The following is a 16,871-nucleotide window of genomic DNA, read 5'->3' as shown; positions in this document are numbered from 1 at the left end:
ACCCCATAACCATCGTCCGTTATGGCGAAATCACTCGGATCTAGCGCTGCCGGAATGTTACTCTTCTTGACCAAACGTAGATCGACTGCACCACATACTCGGCAAACGTCCACCATTCCAATCTACACCTTACGGGCCGTAAAGAATATCTTAGGGCTAAGCCAGCCCGCAATGGGTGCAACGGCGGGGCGAACGAGAAAGTCCGAAATCGCTGTGGAGAGCTTTCCCGTCGGCCCAATGAGTAGACCGTTGTACTCCTCAACCTCCATTGCGAACTTTCCGCGCAATAGTTTTCGGTAGCTAGCAAAAGTGCCTAGACGCAAAAGCCCGTGCTCATTGCGATCTAGTGCACACATGGCCGCCAACAGAGGGTTCAGCTTATTCGGCTCGAATACGACGAGCTGCCCATCGTCTTTCAAAACCCTATGTACTTCATTCATGGACGCGGATGCGTTCTCCAAATGATGGATAGTGTCCACCATAAGCACACGGTCGAACTCGCCGTCGCCGAATGGCAAGAGCGTCGACTCATTCAATATTACCGAGGCGTTCTCCAGGCCGCGTCTATCGATTTGCGCCCTGCATTCTTCCACAAATGCTGGCACAATATCGACGCCAACAATCTTGCTGCATAAGGGAGCCGCGACCGTGAGGAAGCCGCCCGGACCACATCCGAGATCCAAACAGGAGTGGCTCGGCGATAAGACGGTTGCGATTTTTTCTTGGAAATGTCGCCTCACGGATGGGAGTTGGGCAATCGTCTCCGGGTTGAACCGGCTCTCTTTACCCCAAATTCCCCGCGCCTCCTTACCGGACGAAAGCCCCTCATAAAAGTCCTGGGTCTGCTTAGTTGATAGTGGCCGGAAACCGTTCGACATGACCCCTCCTACAGAGACAATTGAGTACGTCGTAGTAGTTCGACAAAAAAATTAGGCTTATCACAGAGCAAGAATGGCACGCCGGCAGCCCGCGAGCAGCCCCCATCGTGGTCGTCCCTATCGCCGATCATAACACAGCTTGCGGCATCGACCCCTAGCCGCTCAAGCACTAGCCGTAATCCAAACGGATGGGGTTTCAGGTAGCCCTCATCATGTTGCAGCGAATGCATCAAAATATCAGGATTTAGTTCCAAGACCCGCAATTTTTCTTTCGGATCATAATCTGAAAGCACAGCCACCCTTGTACCTCGGCGCTGCATGGCATTGAAGAACTCGACGACTCCAGCACGTCTTGCAGCATAGATATGCTTCAAGGGCCGGCGATGTATCCATTCATTTACAATGGAAACAACGCGTTCCTGTCCTATACCAAGCGCGTCCGCGACCTGTCGGAATTGAGCCTCGCTTGCCCCGGCCGCGAGCTCACTTGCCAATCGTTCGCGACTTTCTCTGAATTTCTTGATGGTCCTCATAGTGAGAAGTCCATCGCGAGACGTCACTGCAAAGCGCAGCATCTCAGCAATCATCGTCAGGCGGAGGCGCCGTTGATCATAAAGCGTGCCATCCATATCCAGAATTACGGCCTGCACTCTCGACCAATCCTCGCGGATCTTAGCCAAGCGAGAACTCCATGAAGGTGCTTTGCAGTAATTGCTCTAACATCGGTATGTTGATGAAAGACAATGCTGCCATCAAGGAAAGCAGCAAGATCATAATCGATACTAGAATGGGATCTTTGTGCAGCGTTTCTGGCTTCTGAGCGACGGAAGAGGGCTTGAGACCAAGATGGAGATAATACCCAAAAAGCAACGCAATCAGCGGAAAGCTGATGATGTACTCCTCCCGATACTTGATCAGAAAAACAGAAACGAAGAACGTCGCCATCACTGCATAGAAGAAGCAGGAGATCGTGAGGCTCTCCATACTGTAGTATCTGAAAGATCTTCGGTACAGCCCGGGACCATCTGGTCCTTTTTCGACGAGGATAAAATTGTACTCGGACAGCCGCTTAGCGGCCATCAAGAAAGCGCCTCCCATCCAGAATGCTCCGAACAGGCTAAGCGGCGGCACGGTTGTACTTGAGACCATCGACCAGCCAAGAACAAGACGGATTGGATTGTTTATCGCCTCAGAGATGACATCAAAAAATACACGATCTTTTGTTCTCAACGGGCGCACATTGTAGCAGATTCCGCTGATCCAGAACGTTACCGAAGCTAGCAAAAAAAGCCGATCCACTTGTGATGCCAGCAATAAGCCGGCTACTGCTAGAGCCGCGTACTGCGCGTACACTAAGACGGGGCTCATTTTGCCCATCGCTGCGGGGCGAGTGTGCTTTTGAGGATGATGACGGTCCTCATTAGCGTCTAACCACTCATTGATCGTATAGTTTGCTGAAGCGATCAGACAGGCGCTCACCAGGCCAACGATGATGTTGTATGCGATGGTCGACGGAGGCAACGTCGGAGCAAGCACTGCGGCAATGATTGTGCCCGGCACAATAAAGATGTGCTTGATCCAATGGTCAGGCCGCGCGATTGAGATGTAATCACCAATCGTGCCGATGGTCTTAAGTGAAGTGTTGTTTGCAGGACTATTTACTGACATCTGCAAGCACACGTTCGGAGTCCAGCTTGGGAAAAATCCAAGGAGCGTATCGAAGGCCGTAGAGTTTTGCCTGCTTGAATAGGGACATCGACATCTTTGTACGGAACTTTAAGCTCAAGAGAGTAAACGTCTCTTCCATCAGCTTCTTTGGATGGAAGCGAGCCTTAGAGACCAACAAGTTGATGTACATCCGGCGGCGGTATGCCGTTAAGACTCCATAGTCCTTACGCCATGATGGCGACGGCGTGCATTCACTGTAGTGACGGAAGTCATTGATTGCACCGGACAGTTTCGCACCTGGGAGCGGCGTGAAAATCACCAGCGAAACCTCATCTACTCCAGCTCTTATAAGTTCGCGCGCGTAAGCAACACTTAGGTCTCGGTCGGCGGGCTCTTCGCCTGGCACACCACCGATGAACACTGCCTGCATTCTGATGCCCAGCTCATTCATACGACGCGCCATCCTCAGGCCGTGCTCATGATCGAATGGCTTGTTCATGATTTTCAGAAGACGCTTCGAACCGCTTTCGGGAGAGAATGAAACAAAACGGCAGCCCGCCGCGTACATCAGATCGAGAGTTTCCTCGTCCTTAATCGTTTCAATCTTTGTTCCTTGGGCAAGCTTCCACACTATTGGAAGTTTGCGAGCGATCAATTCACGGCAGATCTCCCGTGTCCTCTTGTCGTTAACCGTCGGGTCTAAATCGGAGACGTGAAAATCTCGCACGCCGAGCACTCTGTAGAAGTGCTCCATTTCATCGACTACATGTTTCGCAGATCTCGATCGCCACGTCGGGTTGACTTCTGGAGCAATGCAAAATGTGCACCGATAAGGACACCCACGAGACGTCAATATCGGCAAGAATCGATGGGCTGTGACCGGGGCGTGGGCGAACCCGGCCGTCCAATAGCCTTGTAACGGAAACTTCTCCCAAGCAGGCATTGGAAGGCGATCTAAGTGCTTCGGCAATTTGGCGTCAGGGTTGACGACGACGTCCGCCCCGCGGGCAAATGCTACGCCAGGAATGTCGCCAAAGTCTGCGACACCTTCCTCCAGCATGTTAGTGACGGCTACGACGCGATCCTCAGGCTCACCCATAATAATGCCACTAGCACCCTTCCTCACAAACTCGGATGCTACGTGCTTCAAGCTATAAGACGTCACAGCCTGGATATTCTCGAAGAGGACGATGTGGATTTCTGGCCGCTTCTGTTTGATTTTCGCGATAAGCCGCTCGACGGCAATGAACTCCGCGATTGTTCGGCAGTAGATGTGACAGACTCGCACGTCAGACTGAAGATGAGCGACCACCCACTCTTCATCCACACCCATCAACATAAAGTTGGCTACGACTTGACGATGATTCGGCTGGAGACCAAAGCAGTCAATTACCTGCACCTGCCGGCCAGCGGCCGACAAGGCTCCAGCCAAGTGCGCCGCCATATGAGGCATAAACGGTATGCCCGTGTGGGGGTCTAGATTATGACACACCACAGGCGGAACGATAACGGCGACGGTCCGCGATGCGACCATAATAAATCCTCATAACCACCGCGGCCTTAGCAACTCCTCTCCGTCATTGCAACCGAGATTAAGGTTTCCTCCTCTATTGCATCGTAATTTCTGTCGATGGATCATATAGTTATAGAGGTCGCGCGGGTTCCAGTGCTCATCGGTCAACCTTTAAAGGAAAGCGGACCGCGCTCGTTGTGCTTCTGAGGGGCTTTTAGACGTGCGAACGGCCCGCGTGGCCAGTTGCAGATCTGTTTGCCGTCACCTGCAAGGCGGCTTGGCCCGGCGCTCATGGATTCGGTTGAGCGTCGGGCCATTCACTTCACGGAAGCGTAGGAACAATTCCGAAAAACTCACATTTTTATGCGGCCGGTAGTTTGCTCACAGGCTGCCGGCGGGCTCGGCGGCGTCTCCAATGCAGAACCTCAACCGTCGCTGGGCCTTTACAAGTCCATGAGCTCGAATCCTTGGTCCCGAGCTCCGGAGGCGGCCCGGCGGTTTTGTCGCCCCACCGTCGGGCCGCCTTATTTGCGCCGGTGCGGGTGCTCGCGCCGCGCGTCTAGGGCCTCGTCGACCTTCCCGGCCAGCTCCTCAAGCGCATTGGTGAACTTGACCTGATGCTGGCGGTCCAACGCCTCGGCGTGGCCCTTGAGGGCAATCGCTAACTTGTCCAGCACCTTCATGTAATCGGCGAATTGGTTCGCTTCGACGATGCCGGTCGCGATGTTCACCATCGGCGCTGTCTGGATGGCCTGCTTCTTTGCGCTGTCCCCCTGCGAGGTGCCCCGGACCATGGCCACGATCGCGCCGGCGATCGTGCAGAAGACAGCAGCGTCAGCTAATGTGATACCGAGCATCGAAGGCCGCCCTGTTGATCGAGAAAAGCTCGAACGCTGCAAGCAGGGCGTAAACCGCGCACCCCGTAGTAACGGGGGTATTGTTGATTCCGGCCGCTTCGTAGAGAAGAACTGACACTTGCACCCAGGACACGGCGCCGAACAATGCGCCGACCATTCGAATGTGCGGTGACCGCGGCCACCGCCCGTTGATGTAGAGCGCAACGAGCCGCGCGGCGCCGACGAAGGCGAATAAGGCGGCCCATGAAGCCTCGGTCATCCCGAACCGTCGGAATGCAACAAAACCGGGTTGGCTGAGAAGATCGCCAGGCAGCGCCAGCGTGCCCCCCCAAGCGATCATCACCAGCGACGAGAACCACTCGTTGCTGCGGTCGGCTAAGCTTTTGAGAGCGGTCTTCATCGCCTCCCCCATCCGCAGGCGCGCTTGCCGGCGGCGTTGATCAGATCGGCGCGGTTCTTGGTCTCTTCAGTGTCATTGCGGGACCAGCGCACCGGGCCGCCCTGTCGGTTCATCACGTCGCAGAACGACGCGGCGTTGACGGGCGGGTCTTTCGTCTCGCATCCAAATTCCATGAAGCCGTCGAACGTCGGGCGGCAGATTGTCTTTGCAGCCATGGCCGGGCTCATCCCGGCGATCAGCAACAGGATGGCAATGAAGCGCATCAGTCCCTCCGGAATTGTGTGTCGCGGCCGTCGTCGCCCGGCGTGGCTGCCTGCTTCGCGCGGGCTTGCTCGACGGACTCGTTGATCTCAGCAAGCTGCTTGACCATCATCTTGACGCCGTCGGCCACCGCCTGGTCGTACCCGACCCCTTGCGCAGCCTTTGCGTCCGCAGACGCCTTTAACCGCGACACGAGCGCGATCAACTCTGGCGCTGCCTTAAGCAGCGCCAGGATGAAGGTGAGCACGGTCACGGCTGAACAGCGCCGGTGGCGGCCGACACCGTCGGAACGTCAGGGCGGGCTGCAGTCGCTGCAGGCACTGCCTTGGTGCCGAACTTGACGTACAAGCCCCAGATTGCCGTGCCCGCCGCGGTCAGCGCACCGATGATGCCGGGCAGATTGTCGATCAGGGTGTTGACCTGTTCCATGGTCACATAACCCTTGCCGGCGAGGAAACCGCCGCCGATCAAGAGGACATAGCGAATGACTTGCCAGAGCTGGTCGCTCATCGTTTTCGTCTCCAGTTTGTTTTGAGGATGTGCGCGATGCCGTCGCGCGGCGGAACACAGAGCGGCTGCCGTGATTATCCTTTCAAAGGATATTCAGATGCGGCTGCCTGAAAATGATCGGGAAGAAACCACGGACCTGATGCTGGCCGCGCTTGCGGCCACTGCTTTCATCGTCAGTCTCGTCTACCTGCCGATTTGGTATCAGTAAGAACGACGGGCATGATCACAAAAGACGGAACAACGGTCATCGGATCTAATGGTGAGCAGGTAGCGAAATTGGCTGCCGCCCGCAGGATCTTGGAACGGGCGCGCGACATGCTCGAGTCGGAAATCAAGCCTCAGACCCCGCTTTCACCGCCTGCCCGGTGATGCCCAACTTGCGGCCAGCGGTCGGTAGCGGCACGCCAATAGGCCAGCGGATCGCCTTGATGGGGCGAGACTTCGGGATCTTGGTGACGTTGACGCTGTCGGATTGATTGCCGCCGCGGCAGTAGTAATAATTCGCGTCCTCGGACTCATAGAGCGTGACGTGGCCGCCACCGGTGCGGCTGTAGACCAGCACGGCGCCGGGAGTCGGCACCTTGAGGCGCTGGCCCCAAGTCCCCCACGCGAGCGCTGAGAGAGGCGCACTGGCCGGCTTGATGCCGTTCACAGCGAAGACGTAGCCGATGCCCAGGCCGCACCACGGGATCGAGTCATGATTATACCAGCCGACGTTCCCCTTCAGGTCCGGGTAGCGCCGCACGATCTCGTGGGCCATCTCGACGATGAATGGGTTGTCTTTCGAGGACGGCGCCTCCTTCGTGCCGGTGATGGCCCGCATGGTCGAGAGCCAAGGTGCCACCTTCAGGACCGACGGCGGCGGCGCGATCTTGTCGAGTTCGGCCGCGGTAGGCTTGTCGACCACGCCATCCGGCTGCAGCCCATGGCTCGCCTCAAAGGCCTTCAGGGCGGTCTGAGTGATGGTCCCGAAGCCCCCATCGGCCTCAAGATCGTATCCCGCATTGCGCAAAGCAAGCTGAACGGCAGTCACGGCCGGCCCCGTTGCGCCCATGCGCAAGGGTCCCGACGCAAGGAGTGCGGCGATCGTCATACTGTCTCTCCATGAATTATCGACCGCCAACCCGTGCGGTTCGCGGTTTGAACTCTTACGGCTGGTCGTGGTGAAGCGTAGGGTTTGGGTGTTGTGGAACGGCAATGTGCGATCTCGAAGAGCTTGTGATCGGCCTTGGCATTGCAGCGACGGCCTTGGCGGCGACTCACGGCGGCGTAGCGGTGCTTTAAGCAGTGGCCAGCCTCCTGCGGTCGGAACGCCTAACGATAGCCGCCGTTGACCCAGACTAGCTCGGAGTTTTCATGATGACCGACAAGAACACCTGGATGCTGAGCGGCAATCAGCCCGACCTCTCCAGCGACGAAGCGGCGCTGGCGTTCGGAAAAGGTGCATCAATGATGCCGACCCTTGGGGTGGCGCCTCCTCATCCCATCGTCGGCCTGACGCCAGAAGACAATGCGGCGCTCGTCGCTGAAATCGAACAGCAGGAGCAAGAGCGCATCAAGACACAGTAAGTTTGGCTGATGAAATTTCCGCCGCGCTCTAGGCACCAAGGAATGAGTTGGCATAAGCACCGGTGCCGACCTTGCCAGCGGCCCACGCATTCCCCGCTACGGAGAAATGCTGACCTAGACCAGGCGGCTCGATGTACATCGCGTTTTGCGTTGCGCTATCCAACGCGACGATATCATCATAAAGATCGAAGCCGTCGCAACTGAGCGACGATATCAAACTGCGCATTGCAGTGCGGTATGGCGCTATGGATGTGTTGAGCGTCGAGTCCTGCGCATAGACGGGCACCCACAGCGTCACGCGCGCGCCAGCTATCCTCGCCTTTCTAACCATCTCCGTGATGTTGGCGGAAAAGAGCGTTGCTCCGACACCATTCGTCGCATCGTTATGCCCTGTGCCGATGGCGACCATTGAGGGTCCGTAAGCCAGACAATCGGCCTCAAAGCGCGCAAGAATAGCGGCCGAGTCTTCCCCACCGACACCTGCGTTTCGGGATGGAACATAGCCTTTGGCCAGTCCGACCAGATTCGGGATCGCCTGAGCGAACGTTACACCTGATCTTTCGCCACGCGTAATGCTGTCGCCGATGAAGACAGCGCACCCCTTATTTAGGCCGCCAAATCCGACCGGCATCAGAGATCATCCTGCCAGCCGGCCACATCCAAAACGACCGTCGTGCTAGCGGAACCTGACGCATATTTGATCTGGCCCGAGCTATCGACCGGGCACTGCGCGATGAGCGTCCCGCCCCCTGTCGCGCTGATGTTTATTGCGAAACCGTTTCTGGCAGTATCAGGCAGAAAGCCGGGCCAGACGTAATAGGTGACTGCTGCTGCCGCAAATCCAGTGCTGGCAAAGAACGCGATCACACCCTGAACGTTCGGGACGCTGAGAGGGGCGGTTATCGTTGTCGTTCCGACGGACGAGTTGTTGACATCACGGATTGTGGTCGTCCAAAACCAGCGATTGTTGACCTGCGTGAACGGCAGGATTTGCGACGAAGCATTTGTCTTGACCATCCCCACGCGCCGAAAATAGACGTATCCACTGGGCAAGGTCGGCGCGGTAGGACTCAGGGAGCCGAGCGCGGCGGCCGTTAGATCCGCTTTCATGATGATGAAGGTGTAATACTTGGTGGTTGCAGCGAGCGAGCCAGCGTCGATCCCGTTGGCACCTACTGTCCCGAAATCAATGGTCTTGGCGGTCGCCGTGATGTTGATCGCGTCAGTGCTATCCCGGACGGTACACGAAGAGACATCCACTTTCGTGTTTGGCGTGCTGACATTGTTCGAGTGCTGGCAGCCAGACCAGTAGCGAGGGGGCAATGCTGCCGTGACGGTGCACGTCCCAGAGGTCGTGATCGTGCACGTCCCAGAGGTCGTGTTGAGGCCGCTGCCTGCAATGGTCACGCTCGTGACGCCGCCGCCACCACCGCCTGCGCCTGGCGTCGTGATTGCCCGCCAACGAGAGGCGACGCCATCATAGCGAATTGTGACCGACGTATCGGCCGCGAGGGTCATATCGCCGCCAAGCAGGAAGCGATTTGCCGCCGTTGACCCGGCGTCTTGGTTCGTCAGGACGGCGGCAAAGGTCCCGACGTTATGGATGATGCGGATATCACCCTCGGCCTGTCCGCATGATAACCCCGTGACGTTGCGCGACGCGTTCGTTGAGAGCCGCAACGTGGTCTTGGTCGAGCAAGTGTTTGACCCGTCTGTTGCGGTGTAGTCGTTCTGATTTGCTGTGATCTGCGTCGAAGTAACGAAGCTGGATAGCTTCAGCGTCCCTTGGTTGTCTTCGACGCCGGTAAAGACTGGGCTTGCGGAGTTCGCTTTCAGCGCCAGGTTGCCCACGACCTTCTGGAAGGCAGTCAGGATCGAATCTGACGATGACACGGTCCCGGCTCCGGCCGAGAACGCCGTCAGGACTTTGGCGATCACTGAGGCGTTGGTGACGGTGGTCGCATTGCCGACGCTCGTGACTTCGCCTGTCAAATTGGCATTGGTCGTGACGTTGCCGGCCGTCAAGCCCGCTGCGGTGCCCGTGAGGTTCGTCGCAATGCCTGATGAAGGCGTGCCGAGCGCGCCATTGAACAGGACGGGCGCGCCGGCAGAACCGGTATTGACCGCAAGCGCCGTCGCGATGCCCGTGCCAAGGCCGGTTACATCCGCTCCGATCCGGACGACGCAACTATTGCCCGTGCCGTTGCAGGCGAAGGCGGTGTTCGTCAGCGTCTTCGACGCGGCCCACTTTGTCGTGTCGCTCGTATTATCGACGTTGCCGAGGCCGACATCAGCCTTGACGATCCAAGCCTTGATCCAGGTCTTGATGGCGGCCAGCGTCTGCTTGAGATTGCCAGCGCCCTGATTGGTCGGGAATGTGTCGGCATCTGCCGCCGCTGTTGCCGCCGACATTCCTGAGAACGCCGGGAGCTGCGCCAGAGCGGCCGTCCCCGCGAGGTCGGTAAAGTTCGGCTGCGAACACGCAGGGACACCCGATGTGGATATTTCGAAAAGCCATTGCGAAGCCGAGCAGGTCTTGGACTGCACACCACCCAGCGTCGACGCCGTCGGGACCGGCAGACGCGCCGCCGGCAGAGTGCCGGTCGTCAGATCCGCCGCGCTCGAACTTGTCGCTACAGCCGCGATCGCCACCCCGCTGCGGTAGGGCGTCCAGACATGCGTCGACGTGTTGAGCGCCCCGAATATGACCCACGAAGCACCGTCATAGAATTTGTAGACGACCGGGTTAGAAGTCGTGTCGGCCCAACACTGGAAGTGCACAGGGACCACTGTCGGTCCGTTCGCCGGAGCCGTGGTACCGGAGTTGCAGGTCTGAATTGCCAGCAGCGCTGCGTTCGCACGCGCGGCATAGTCAGCCATGTTCATGGGGCCAGCGACAGGCGTGACGATGCTGCCCTGCTCCGCTCGCGCCGGTGCGACAAGGATCAACGCCGCAAGCGGGAGCGCTCGCAGAAAGCGGAGAGCTTTCATTCGGGTAACCTCAGTGATGATGAGAATGGATTACGGAAGAACGACGACGACGCACTCAGCGATCTGCGTCGGCTGAACGATTGGTGAGGCCGCGCCAGAACCTTTGGAGTCGATTACGACGCCCCCACTGAGGACGCCCGCGAGTGGCGTCGCCACTGCACCATTAACAATGGGAACAGCGTTGCCGCCGGCAGCCAGATTTGCACTGCCCGTAGTGGCTTTGTCGTAAGTTGTTGTTCCTGTCGAAAGCGACAAGGTGTTGCTATGATCATGCGCCGCCATCTCAGCGATGGTCTGAGCATGCGACTGTGACCCGCCTTTTGCGCCGATCCTGGATGTAGCTGTTCCGAAGTAAGTAGATGTCAGAACGTTGGCAGCGCCGAAGATCATGTCGTCGCGGCCTGCCATGGTGCGGCCCCGACAATCGGTCACGCCTACCGTCGTGCTGTCGCCGCCGGTCCCATAGCCCGTAATGAAAGCCGTGACTGTTTGAGAGCCGGTAACCGTCGCGGTATTTGGACTGGTCATGACGATGGTCGACGACGTCACGCTCGCGATTGTCGTGCCGGCGGGAATTCCGGTCCCCTCGATGGGCATGCCAGCGCCCAGGCCTTCGGTATTCGGCACCGAAGTGATCGTGGCGCTTCCCGACGTGAGCGTCCCCGTCTGAACACGGGTCATTGCCGCGAGATAATCAGGATAGGAAGCACGCGGCAAAGCCTGACCGACCTTATAGACCGTCTTCGCCGGGATCGTGCCCCACTCTCCAAACAACGTGGTTCCGATTGGGACGGATGGGTTCGTAACGCTGCTGCCGTCAGCCTTGTTGATGGTCAGCACCCGCCAATTGCCGGAGCCCAGATAGATGGCCTCGGCTGCGTCACCGGCCGCTGCGGTGTAGTTGCGCTGGGCCGGCAAGATCAACGAGGTTGCGTTGTAGGTGATCGGTGTGGCGCTGGAAAAGACCAGCGTCTTGCGCGCCCCGACCACGCAGGCCGACCCGAAAGATGTGATCGGCGTTGTGCCATTGATCGTCTGAACGGCGGACGGAGCCGCGCAGATATCCGTGGTGGAGGCGGCCGTGACGGAGGCCGTTCCACCGCCGACGGGCGGAGCCCAGAGGTGGTTCGTGGAATCCAGCGCGCCGAGCGCCACCCAAGAGGTCCCGTCATACTGCTTGAACACATTCGGCGTCACCGATGTATCAAGCCAGACCTGGCCTTTGATCGCGACGGCTGAGCAGTCCGTGGCAGGCGCCGTTGCGCCAGAATTGCTCGATATCAGAGCGGCTACAGCCGCATTGACGCCCTGCGCAAAAGTGAGCCCCGAGACGGTCCCCGTCGTCGGTAGACACCCGGTGCCTTGCGCGGCCGGCGATTGATTGGTGCCGCCCAGCGTGAGGGCAAGTGCGATGGCCGCAAGCGGGAGCGCTCGCAGAAAGCGGAGAGCTTTCATTCTGATATCCTCAGCGGTGAACGGTTTGGGTTGGTGCGCGGTCAGCGCGTCTTGCGGCCGATCGCAAGCGCGATCCGCGTCTTGTCAGTCCATTCTGGACCTAGGATTGACGCGGTCAGACGTCCAGCTGTCGCTTCTTTGATTGCATCGGCGAGCGCCTGCGATGACGTCCCGATACCTTTGGCATCATCTGCGAACGGGCGCTGGATATCGGTCTGCCACTTTGCCGACTCGAAAGCGTTATCGAAGTCCAGCGTGATGTCGCGGCAATTGTCATCGCTGCAGAAAATGGTCACCGGTTGCTTTGGCATCGCCTCCAGTAGCTTCTGAAGCGCATTGACTTCAGCCTGTTCAAGCTCCCCCCAAGCGTATGGGTTGACCTTGCCCGATGCAGTCGCCTGCTTCACGGGTTCGATCCGCGTAACGTTCACGGGAGGCTTAAAATATGCCGCCGCAGACAAGCCGAGCGCCGCGGTCGAAACCGCATAAAGAATGACGATGTGCTTCATGGTATCTCCTACCAGCCTTGGATGGTGATGTTGGTCTTTGGTGCGTCGGTCGGCACGCCGACCAGCCGCGGAATGATCGTGCAGCCGTTGAGGGTCTCGTTGATCACTTCGAAGTCGAAGGCCTGCAGCGCGGTGTTGGTGATCTGGATGGCCGGCAACGGGTCGGTATTGGGTCCGGCATTGAACGGCTCTGCGAGCGTCTTCCCGTTTGAGGCATAGACAATTGCAAGCCCGGCCGCCGGCACCGTGATCTGATTGAGCGAGGTGCCGACCCCAGCGACGAGTGCCCAGGTATCGAGGCGGTCGGGAACATCGACTGTAACGGTGAATGACAGCGCGATAGCGACGACTTGGGGGTCTCGGGTTTTGAGAACCAGCCGCGCTCGGAAGTAGCGACCGACATAAAGCCCCGGCTCGTATTTAGTCCAAGGCCCGAATGAGACGTCGGCGTTGAAGACATCCGGCTCAGCAAAGATGTCGTTGTCGGGATTGTCGACGGGATCGAGCGAAAAGACGTCGCCGACGGCATCGTTCTGGGCGACGGAGACTTCTGGATACACCTCGACAAGGTCAGACGATCCAGTCGCTAGAAAGTCTGGATTGTTGAGGATGTCAGGATTGTTGAGGAAGTCGTCCGTAACGGTCTGGCTCGTGCCTTTCCATGTGATCGTAACCCGGCACGGCATTGCTCTGAGCGCGTCAATGTAGCGTGACGGATGCAACTCGTATGTGCCGTCGCCCTGCCCGCCCTTGTTGAGAACATCGGCTTCGGCAAGGAAGTCATCGATCGAGAGGAAATCGCTCGTTCCGCCAGTTCGGATGAGAGACCCCGATTTGCCGACGGTGCCGGTAAAGACACCATTCCAACCATCGGCGAGCTCGTCGCGAACAGCGAGCACGTTCCGAACAAGCGATGCGCCGACGATCTCAAGCTTGGCTGCATTAACACTGTAGGCTCGGCTCAGATCGGGACCGACATAAGCCTTTACCCAATACGTCCCGTTGCCGTGCGCCGCGAAAGGCGGATGAGCCAGCGTCCCGAGTTCAAGCGCCGATTCCCAGCTGTCTCCCTTGCGTACCGCATAGCGAACCGGTCGGTAATCCGTGACCTCATTCCACGAGATTGATCCAGTACCATCCACGTAGACGGCACCACGAATGATATCAACATCATGAGGGGCCGCGGAGAGTCCGAGCAGCGTCAGCCCGGATAGCGTGCTCCATCCGGATACGTCGTTGCCCTCGAACTGGAAGCGGACCCTGTAGCCCCAGACACCCGGCGCCGGCAGCGGCACGTCGAGTGAAAATTGCGGATATGGCAGGACATCCAGCGGCTGCCACGGTCCATCACCATCTGCGAACTGAACTTCCGACGCGGCGATGCGCCCCCGCCGAGCCGCAGTCCAGGACAGACGGATGATGGCGCGAACCGAATTTCCGATTCCATCGGTCGCTTCGAGATACCGGAAGTCCTGCGGGGCAAGACTGAAGGGATCGGCCGGCACCGTGACATTAGGGTTATACGGCGGGATCGCTCCCTGATCCGCCAGCGATATTTCGGGCGCGTCATCGACCAGCGTCAGGGTCGCGACGAGGTCTTTTTGATGCGTGATGCCTTTGACGCGATAGATGGCGGTCTCTTGCTCGGTCTCGCCGAAACCGAACAGCGTGCCGCGCTTCACCAGCGAGAGGTCGCCGAGGACGGTCAGGCTTGTGTATTCGCCTGCCTGCGTGGCCGGGTCGACCGAACAACCAAACGACCGGACATCCTCCGGCACACGGAACCGGAAGCCATACGACTTGCCAAGCTCGATGGTGACGACCTCGTCAAAGGTCACCACCTGCCCGCTCACTGATTTAACCCGGCCTGATGCGAGGCCGATCAGCATGACATCGTGCGTGACCCTGACGCGATCGCCGCGGGTGCAGATCAGATGCTCCCACCCGACATTGAGCGAGATGTTTTCCGGCCGAAGCCGGTTTTGCGCGATATGGAAGCGCCCATGCTTCCAGATCAGGTCTGGATCAGTGACACCGGGGAACTGCAGTCCTTCGAACAACGTGGCGTTGGTGGCGTCATAACCGTCGTCGTAAACGATGCGCTCATCGGCGGTGTACGAATTGTTCTCGTTGATAAAGTTAACGCGCCATCCGTGCGGCTGCTGAGCATACGTCCGCTGGCCCTGAAAGCCCCACGAGTTGCGCGGCGTGAAGTGGTCCACGATAGAATCGGTCGGCCGATCCCAGATCACGCCCCACTTGCCGTCGATGAAGGTCGGAACGGCGCGGCCCGCCGCTGCAACGTCACAGAGCTTGTCGTACACCGACCCGACGGAGGTGATGACCTGGTTGAATTTGAAACCGTTGTTGACGCAGTACACCCACCACGCCTGCAGATTGCCCAAGTCGATCTGATCGTCGGGCACGGGACGAGCGTTCGCCGGCCCTTGAAGAACGTGCCGAAACAGGTCGGCAGGCCACTGCGAAGCGGTGTTCGGCGTCCATTCCGTCCCATTAAAAGCCGTCACGAGCGACGAGCACAGCCCGTTGAGCGTGCTGATCACGCCATTCAGCTGGTTTGTCGCCTTGATCCGAATGGCCGTCAGACATAGCGGCTTCGGGAACGTGATCGGCGGCATCACCTTGATGCTGCGGAGCGCTGTCCACGTAAGGTCATCGACGATCTTGTCGTTGTCGTCGTGATCGCCGCTCGTCTTCCAAAGCCGGACGTCATACTGACCACGGGCGACCGTAAAGATCGTTCCTCGCCGCGAGGTGGTGGTCGATCGGTTAAAAAAGACCGTCCCGCCGGAGACCCAGTTGTTTTGACCGGTCAGACTATATTCGATGCCGACATGCGCTGTGATCGCGCGTTGCTCACCGCTTTTCTCGTCGATCAGGTACATGCCCTTCGGGGCGGTGATATCGACCGATATCTGATCCGTGTCCGGAGCCGTCGTCCGCAGATGCCAGCCGTCTGCATTCCGCAGTTCGATCGACAGCGATTCCTGATCCACATCGCCGGGATACAGTGTGATCGGCGGATCGCCGGGAAGTCCGGCGCGATGCTCGATCTCCACATCCGAGTACTGCGCAAGGGGCGTTTCGCCGATCTGCATCTGGCTGACGTCTTGCGCACCGTATCCCCAACAGAAAAGCATCCGTAGATATTCGTCATCGCCAATAAGCTCGGTGTACGGCTTCGCCGCGTAGTAAGGCGACTGCCGATGAACGCCGAGAACAACGGGGATCAGTCCGAACGGATTAGCCTGGTTTTGCGCTCCTTGGATCGAGTTGACGGAAGCTGGCGCCCCGTTTGAAACCGAGTCTGCGGGGCGCACGGGGAACAGCGCGTTTAGTGCCATCGTACCCGCTAGGACGATCCCTGCGGAGGTCAACGCCGTCGCAACGGATATCCCGGCAGCACTGGTAACTCCGATCGCGCCTGCCAAGGCCCCGCCGACTGGCCCCGCCAACGCGAATGCCGCCACCACGACGACGAGCGACAGCACCGAACGCAGGATATTGCCGTTCTGTGGACGCAGCCGAAACGTAAGCGTGGTGCCGGCCTTCACGCGCACCTTGGACCAGTTCGCCGTTTCGACGATATGGTCGCCCAGATACACGACGAAGTCGCGGCTCAGCACCAGACCTGGACGAGCCGACAGCGCCATCATCATGATTTCCATGATGGACAGGCCAGCCGGAACGAAGCATCTGATACGGTGTCCAGAAATCGCATTTAACGGGTGCGTGGTCCCGATAACGCGCACCGACGCCTCGGGCGGGATGATCTCCCCGTGCAGCGATGCTTTGATGAGAGCGTTCATTCATGGTCTCGATACCGATAGAAGCCCACGACCCGATGCTTCAGCGGGCCTTCGCGATAGCGTTCGATGATGCTGGTCTCGCCGGCCGAGACATGGAGAAGCCGGCCCGGCTCGGTGACTATGCCGACATGACGCGGGAAGCGGCCCTCACGCATCAGCACAGCGTCGAAGGCCTGCTCTTGCCCGGCGGTTATCTCGTCCCACGGGTCGAGTTCTTCGGCGATCAGCGCCGCCAGCGCCTTGCGGTCGTCAGCAGTGACGTATTGGTCGGAATAGGATGGAAGCTCGATGCCGCGCAGCTCGCGCATCACAGCCTGCAGCAAGCCCCAGCAATCGTATGTCGGGCCCCTGCCCTTATCGGCATATGGGAGGCCGACAAAGCGATCGAAGGTCACCTGGGATAAGAGCCCACTAGCGGCCCGGCAGGCCT

The 16,871-nt window shown here is 58.7% G+C and carries 17 protein-coding genes; 1 reads left to right on the top strand and 16 read right to left on the bottom strand.

All coding sequences use genetic code 11. The annotated features are described in order from the left end of the window. Positions 1 to 122: 122 nt before the first annotated feature. The 10 genes from AB8B20_RS01505 to AB8B20_RS01460 form a co-directional block, all read right to left on the bottom strand. Positions 123 to 878 (bottom strand): class I SAM-dependent methyltransferase, encoded by a 756-nt coding sequence (locus AB8B20_RS01505; RefSeq protein WP_439071464.1) that lies wholly within the window; start codon positions 876 to 878, stop codon positions 123 to 125. An 8-nt stretch (positions 879 to 886) separates the two neighbouring features. Next, positions 887 to 1,558 carry an HAD family hydrolase gene (locus AB8B20_RS01500; RefSeq protein WP_439071463.1) on the bottom strand — a complete coding sequence of 224 codons (672 nt, stop codon included), beginning with the start codon at positions 1,556 to 1,558 and terminating at the stop codon, positions 887 to 889. Beyond that, positions 1,551 to 2,546, bottom strand: a complete 996-nt coding sequence (locus AB8B20_RS01495; RefSeq protein WP_439071462.1) for a UbiA family prenyltransferase — start codon at positions 2,544 to 2,546, stop codon at positions 1,551 to 1,553. Before AB8B20_RS01495 ends, AB8B20_RS01500 begins: the two co-directional genes overlap by 8 nt. Beyond that, positions 2,533 to 4,080, bottom strand: a complete 1,548-nt coding sequence (locus tag AB8B20_RS01490) for a B12-binding domain-containing radical SAM protein (RefSeq protein WP_439071461.1) — start codon at positions 4,078 to 4,080, stop codon at positions 2,533 to 2,535. The genes AB8B20_RS01495 and AB8B20_RS01490 overlap by 14 nt, the downstream gene beginning before the upstream one ends. A 503-nt stretch (positions 4,081 to 4,583) precedes the next feature. Next, positions 4,584 to 4,916, bottom strand: coding sequence for a hypothetical protein (locus AB8B20_RS01485; RefSeq protein WP_439071460.1), 333 nt, complete (start codon positions 4,914 to 4,916; stop codon positions 4,584 to 4,586). Next, the gene (locus AB8B20_RS01480; RefSeq protein ID WP_439071459.1) at positions 4,894 to 5,316 is read right to left on the bottom strand and encodes a hypothetical protein; all 423 of its coding nucleotides are present in this window, start codon (positions 5,314 to 5,316) and stop codon (positions 4,894 to 4,896) included. The genes AB8B20_RS01485 and AB8B20_RS01480 overlap by 23 nt, the downstream gene beginning before the upstream one ends. Beyond that, positions 5,313 to 5,579, bottom strand: a complete 267-nt coding sequence (locus AB8B20_RS01475) for a hypothetical protein (protein ID WP_439071458.1) — start codon at positions 5,577 to 5,579, stop codon at positions 5,313 to 5,315. The genes AB8B20_RS01480 and AB8B20_RS01475 overlap by 4 nt, the downstream gene beginning before the upstream one ends. Next, complete coding sequence (locus AB8B20_RS01470) at positions 5,579 to 5,830, bottom strand: hypothetical protein (RefSeq protein WP_439071457.1); 252 nt, start codon at positions 5,828 to 5,830, stop codon at positions 5,579 to 5,581. The genes AB8B20_RS01475 and AB8B20_RS01470 overlap by 1 nt, the downstream gene beginning before the upstream one ends. Continuing rightward, a complete protein-coding gene (locus AB8B20_RS01465; RefSeq protein ID WP_439071456.1) occupies positions 5,827 to 6,087 on the bottom strand; it encodes a Pam3-gp28 family putative phage holin in 261 nt (86 codons plus the stop codon). The genes AB8B20_RS01470 and AB8B20_RS01465 overlap by 4 nt, the downstream gene beginning before the upstream one ends. A 331-nt stretch (positions 6,088 to 6,418) precedes the next feature. Beyond that, positions 6,419 to 7,180 carry an NlpC/P60 family protein gene (locus AB8B20_RS01460; RefSeq protein WP_439071455.1) on the bottom strand — a complete coding sequence of 254 codons (762 nt, stop codon included), beginning with the start codon at positions 7,178 to 7,180 and terminating at the stop codon, positions 6,419 to 6,421. A gap of 263 nt (positions 7,181 to 7,443) precedes the next feature. On the opposite strand from AB8B20_RS01460, the gene AB8B20_RS01455 reads away from it, so the two are divergent. Continuing rightward, entirely contained in the window at positions 7,444 to 7,656 is a 213-nt protein-coding gene (locus AB8B20_RS01455) for a hypothetical protein (RefSeq protein ID WP_439071454.1), read from the top strand. Between the two features lie 28 nt (positions 7,657 to 7,684). Here AB8B20_RS01455 and AB8B20_RS01450 read toward each other — a convergent pair whose 3' ends face one another. From AB8B20_RS01450 to AB8B20_RS01425, 6 genes are all read right to left on the bottom strand, one after another. Next, a complete protein-coding gene (locus AB8B20_RS01450) occupies positions 7,685 to 8,287 on the bottom strand; it encodes an SGNH/GDSL hydrolase family protein (RefSeq protein ID WP_439071453.1) in 603 nt (200 codons plus the stop codon). Next, positions 8,287 to 10,536, bottom strand: coding sequence for a hypothetical protein (locus AB8B20_RS01445; protein ID WP_439071452.1), 2,250 nt, complete (start codon positions 10,534 to 10,536; stop codon positions 8,287 to 8,289). Before AB8B20_RS01445 ends, AB8B20_RS01450 begins: the two co-directional genes overlap by 1 nt. Positions 10,537 to 10,677: 141 nt before the next feature. Then, positions 10,678 to 12,102 carry a hypothetical protein gene (locus tag AB8B20_RS01440; RefSeq protein ID WP_439071451.1) on the bottom strand — a complete coding sequence of 475 codons (1,425 nt, stop codon included), beginning with the start codon at positions 12,100 to 12,102 and terminating at the stop codon, positions 10,678 to 10,680. Between the two features lie 41 nt (positions 12,103 to 12,143). Then, positions 12,144 to 12,611: a hypothetical protein gene (locus AB8B20_RS01435; RefSeq protein WP_439071450.1), complete on the bottom strand. Its 468-nt coding sequence runs from the start codon at positions 12,609 to 12,611 to the stop codon at positions 12,144 to 12,146. Between the two features lie 8 nt (positions 12,612 to 12,619). Beyond that, positions 12,620 to 16,441 carry a host specificity factor TipJ family phage tail protein gene (locus tag AB8B20_RS01430; RefSeq protein ID WP_439071449.1) on the bottom strand — a complete coding sequence of 1,274 codons (3,822 nt, stop codon included), beginning with the start codon at positions 16,439 to 16,441 and terminating at the stop codon, positions 12,620 to 12,622. Then, a complete protein-coding gene (locus AB8B20_RS01425) occupies positions 16,438 to 16,836 on the bottom strand; it encodes a C40 family peptidase (RefSeq protein WP_439071448.1) in 399 nt (132 codons plus the stop codon). The genes AB8B20_RS01430 and AB8B20_RS01425 overlap by 4 nt, the downstream gene beginning before the upstream one ends. Between the last annotated feature and the right edge of the window lie 35 nt (positions 16,837 to 16,871).

The sequence above is a fragment of the Tardiphaga sp. 866_E4_N1_4 genome, assembly GCF_052076075.1.
Classification (GTDB): Bacteria; Pseudomonadota; Alphaproteobacteria; order Rhizobiales; family Xanthobacteraceae; genus Tardiphaga; species Tardiphaga robiniae.
This window is presented reverse-complemented; position numbering and strand designations above follow the sequence as displayed.